At 73.4% G+C, this 4,357-nt stretch carries 4 protein-coding genes; 1 reads left to right on the top strand and 3 read right to left on the bottom strand.

All coding sequences use genetic code 11. From position 1 onward, the window contains the following. Window positions 1-1,522: metallophosphoesterase (locus GSF22_RS31265; protein ID WP_208817513.1), on the bottom strand; the 1,522-nt coding region annotated here is incomplete at its 3' end. A gap of 96 nt (window positions 1,523-1,618) precedes the next feature. Next, window positions 1,619-2,794: a PQQ-dependent sugar dehydrogenase gene (locus GSF22_RS31260; protein ID WP_208817512.1), complete on the bottom strand. Its 1,176-nt coding sequence runs from the start codon at window positions 2,792-2,794 to the stop codon at window positions 1,619-1,621. A gap of 50 nt (window positions 2,795-2,844) precedes the next feature. Here GSF22_RS31260 and GSF22_RS31255 point away from each other — a divergent pair, with 50 nt between their 5' ends. Further along, the gene (locus GSF22_RS31255; RefSeq protein ID WP_208817511.1) at window positions 2,845-3,771 is read left to right on the top strand and encodes a 2-hydroxyacid dehydrogenase; all 927 of its coding nucleotides are present in this window, start codon (window positions 2,845-2,847) and stop codon (window positions 3,769-3,771) included. 160 nt (window positions 3,772-3,931) lie between these two features. Here the strand turns inward: GSF22_RS31255 and GSF22_RS31250 are convergent, their stop codons facing one another. Continuing rightward, entirely contained in the window at window positions 3,932-4,309 is a 378-nt protein-coding gene (locus GSF22_RS31250) for a PH domain-containing protein (RefSeq protein ID WP_208817510.1), read from the bottom strand. Window positions 4,310-4,357: the final 48 nt, after the last annotated feature.

Below are 4,357 nucleotides of genomic sequence, written 5' to 3'. Positions count from 1 at the left end.
GGGTCGGGGTGACCGGTGCCGGCGCGCCGGCAGCCGGGTCACGGACCAGGTGCCGTTCCAGGTTGACCTGGGACTGGCCGGTACCGCCGACGGTGATGTCGTCGTACGCCTGGAGCAGTTTCTGCTGGTCGAAGTAGAGCACGCTCATGCTCAACGGGGTCGGCTGCTCGCCCTCCAGGCCACGCAGCCCGGCGCCACCGGTCGAGCCCTGCGTCATCAGCAGGGTGGGGGTCTTCCCGGGTACCTCGGGCAGCTTCGACACCTGCCGCTTGTGGGTGTGCCCGGAGAGCACCAGTGGGCAGGTACCGGAGAGCGGTCCGGCCGACGAGGGGTCGTGCACCAGCGCGATGTTCACCGGTACCGTCGAACCCCGGACCGTCCCGGCCAGCCGGTCACCGGCCCCGATCAGCTGGTCGGCGCCTTCCCGGGTCAGTCCGGAGCCGTTCGGCGAGGTGCTCTTGTCCGGGGTGAACCGGGGGTCGCCGATGCCGGCGATGGTCAACCCGGCGACGGTGGTCACCTTGTTGTCCAGCACGATCGCGTTCTGCTGCCGCGCGACGGCGGCAGCCGTCGCCGGGGAGTCGTGGTTGCCCCGGATGAACACGTACGGCTTCTTGAGCAGGCCGATCGAGCTGGTGAAGGAGGCCTCCGGCTCGCTGCCCCAGTCGGTCATGTCGCCGGTGTCGATCACCACGTCGATGTTGAACTGCTCCACCACGGTCCGGATCAACTGCCAGCCGGTGGGGTTGAGGTGCATGTCGGAGACGTGCAGGACCCGGGTGGTGCCCGGGGTCGGCTCGTACACCGGCAGCGCCGAGACCGTCGTGTAGAGCTTGCCGACGTTACCGACCAGTCGTTGGAGCTGTTCGGAGTACTTGCCGAAGTCGGTGGCGATCTTCCGGGCGTCACCGACGATGGCCGGGGCGTTGACCAGCAGCCCTTCGTACCGGGGTTCCTCGATGGACTGGGGCCGGACGGTGAGCGCGGCCCAGCCCAGACTGCCGGCGGTGATTACCAGGGCCAGGCCGCCCGACCAGGCGACCGGTCGGCTGTCCCGGAACGCCAGGGCGGCCAGCAGCAGCGCGGTGAGCACCGCGACGCCGACCGTGCGCAGCCCCAGCCGGAGCACCCCGGCGCGGACGTCGGTGACCGCCGACTGGCTGGCCTGGGCCAGTCCGGCCGGGTTGTCGATCAGCGCCTCGGTGCGGCGCTGGTCGAGGGCGCCGAGCCGGACCGTCAGGTGGGTCGGCCCGGAGTGACTGTCGAGCAGCAGGGCGCCCAGCGGCGGGATGGCGACGGTGGTGCCACCGTGCGTCGCCGGGGTGATCGACAACTCCGCCCGGAACGGCCCGATGTCGGTCTCGGTGTGCCCGGCCAGCAGCACCCCGACGACGATGCCGGTGAGGCTGACCACGAGTACCCCGACCACGCGCAGCACCCAGCGGAGGCGGCGGCGGACGGCGGCGGCCCCGGGGGTCCGTCCGACCCGCGGGGTGTGCTCCTCGTCCGGCTGCCTGTCCATACTCAGATTCTCACCTGCCCGAGCGGGGATCTTGGCAAACCTGCCGGAACCGCGCGTCGTCCGATCCGCACCGGGTGTCGGGCCGCACCGTCCCGCTCAGCTCCGGCCGGCTCCGCCGCCGGAGAAGACCAGCCGCAGGATGCGGTCGTCCTCCGGCTTCGGGTTGCCCCGCCCGTCGTGGTTGGAGGTGGTCAGCCAGATCGAGCCGTCCGGCGCGGCGGCAACGGTCCGTAGCCGGCCGTACTGGCCGTTGAGCAGGGCGCTGGGCTGCCCGAGTACGGTGCCCTTGGCGGTCAGCTCGACGAGCCAGAGCCGTTGGCCGCGGAGGCAGGCGGTGACCAGCACCCGCTCGACCATCGCCGCCCCCGAGCAGGACGCGTCCGAGGTCTTCCACTGCACGACCGGGTCGACGAACCGGTCGTTGTTGCCGCCGGCCTGGCCCTCCACCTCCGGCCAGCCGTAGTTCTTCCCGGGCTGGATCAGGTTGACCTCGTCCCAGGTGTTCTGCCCGAACTCGGTGGCGTACATCCGCTTGTCCGGGTCCCAGGCGAAGCCCTGGACGTTGCGGTGGCCCAGCGACCAGACGGGGGAGTCCCGTACCGGGTTGCCGGGGGCCGGTTTCCCGTCGGCGGTGATCCGCAGGATCTTGCCGCCGAGGTTCTTCGGATCCTGGGACAGCCCCCGGTCGGAGGCGTCCCCGGTGCTGACGTAGAGGAAACCGTCCGGGCCGAAGGCGAGCCGGCCACCGTTGTGGATGCCGGAGCGCGGGATGCCGGTGACGATCGGGGTCGGTTCGCCGCCGAGGGTCAACCGGGCGACCCGGTTGTCCTGTGCGGTGGAGTAGTAGACGAAGACCGACCGGTCCTTGTCGTAGGTCGGGGAGACCGCGATGCCGAGCAGTCCGCCCTCGCCGGCGGCGTCGACCTCGTCGAGGGTCTGCACGGTGGTGACCTTCAGCCCGGAGGTGTCCGACTCCGGACCGACCTGGAGGATCTTCGCGCTGTCCCGCTCGGTGACCAGGGCGGCGCCGTCCGGCAGGAACGCCAGCCCCCAGGGCACCCGGAGGCCCTTGGCCAGCACCGTCGCGGCGACCTGCTGACCCCCGCCGCCGCTGGCCGACACCGACGGGGTCGGCAGGTTGGGCGGCTGACCGGCCGGGTCCGGCTCCGGGGGACCGAAACTGCATCCGGTGGTGGCGGCCAGGACCGCCGCGCAGAGCACGGCCACCGCCCGGCGACGGGTGGTCCGGGGGTACGGGGGACGCACGTTCATCCCACCCAGCCTAGCCGGGTACGCCCCGTCGACCGATATCGTCGGCTCCCGTGAAGGTGTGGATTCCGCACGAGCGGGGCCGGGCGCTGCTCGGCGACCTGCCGACCGGGGTGACCGTGCAGGTCGCCGAGGCGCTGGACCGGATCCCGTCGGACTCGGCGGGGGTGGCTTTCTGGGTACCGCCGTTCCTGTCCAAGGGGACCACGGCGCGTCTGGCGGGTGAGATGCCGGACCTGCGGGTGGTGCAACTGCTCTCCGCCGGGGCGGACGCCTGGGTCGGCCGGCTGCCCGACCGGGTGGTGCTCTGCGACGCCCGGGGGGTGCACGACTCGGCGACCGCCGAGTGGGTCCTCGCCGCGATCCTCGCCCACCTGCGGGCCTTCCCGGCGTTCGCCCGGGCGCAGTCCCGCCGGGAGTGGGCGTACGACGGGTTCACCCCGACCGACGAGTTGGCCGGTAAGCGGGTGCTCGTGGTCGGTGCCGGGTCGATCGGGACGGCGGTGGCGGCCCGGCTCGCCCCGTTCGAGGTGACGGTGACCCTGGTGGCCCGGACCGCCCGGCCGGAGCAGGGCGTCCGGCCGGTGGAGGAGCTGCTGGGGCTGCTGCCGACCGCCGACGTGGTGGTGGTGCTGGTGCCGTTGACCGAGGCGACCCGGGGGCTGGTCGACGCCCGGTTCCTGGCGGCCATGCCGGACGGCGCGTTGCTGGTGAACGCGGCGCGCGGGCCGGTGGCGCGGATGCCGGAGCTGACCGAGGCGCTGGCCGGTGGGCGGATCTCCGCGGTGCTCGACGTCACCGATCCGGAGCCGTTGCCCGCCGACCATCCGCTGTGGACGATGCCGAACGTGTTCGTCACCCCGCACGTCGCCGGTTCGGTACGCGGGCTGCTGCCGCGTGCCTACCGGCTGGTCGGTGCCCAGTTGCGCCGCTTCCTGGCCGGTGAGCCACTGGTGAACCAGGTGGTGGACGGCTACTGACGGGCCCCCGGCCCGGTGGGCTGACAGGTCCCCGGCCCGGTGGGCTGAAGGGGCCCCGGCCCGGCCGGGCGGCCCGGTCCGGGGGTGTCGCCCGGTGGACCGGCCCGGGGTGACGCCGGTGTGGACGACCGGCCCGGGGTGAACCGGGGTCGTCCGGCGGTCAGCGGTCGGGGCCGGCCAGCGGGCGGCCACTCGCGGCGACCAGCCGGGGCAGGTCGGTGGCGCGTACCGCGGGCAGGACAGTGACCTGACCGTCGTCGAGTCGGGCCACGGCCCGGCCCCGGTCGTCCCCGGCCAGCTCGACGATCTGTGGCCAGGCGATCCGGCGGTGCCCGGTGAGCGCCCGCAGGCGCAGCCCGCTGCGGTCGGCGTCGGTGCCGGCCCGCCAGGCCCAGACGCCGACCGCGAGCGGGACGAGCAGCACCGGGGCGAGGTACCAGCGGGCGGTGGCCAGGGGCAGCGCGCCGATGAAGGCGATCACCGCAGCGACCAGGATCGCCTGGTTGTACCGGAAGTGGACGGTGTCGGCGCGACTCATCCGCCGATTTTCGCACTCCACGGGCGGTGGCCGGGCGGTGGGCGGCGG

The sequence above is a fragment of the Micromonospora echinofusca genome, from assembly GCF_017614955.1.
GTDB lineage: Bacteria > Actinomycetota > Actinomycetes > Mycobacteriales > Micromonosporaceae > Micromonospora > Micromonospora echinofusca_A.
This window is presented reverse-complemented; position numbering and strand designations above follow the sequence as displayed.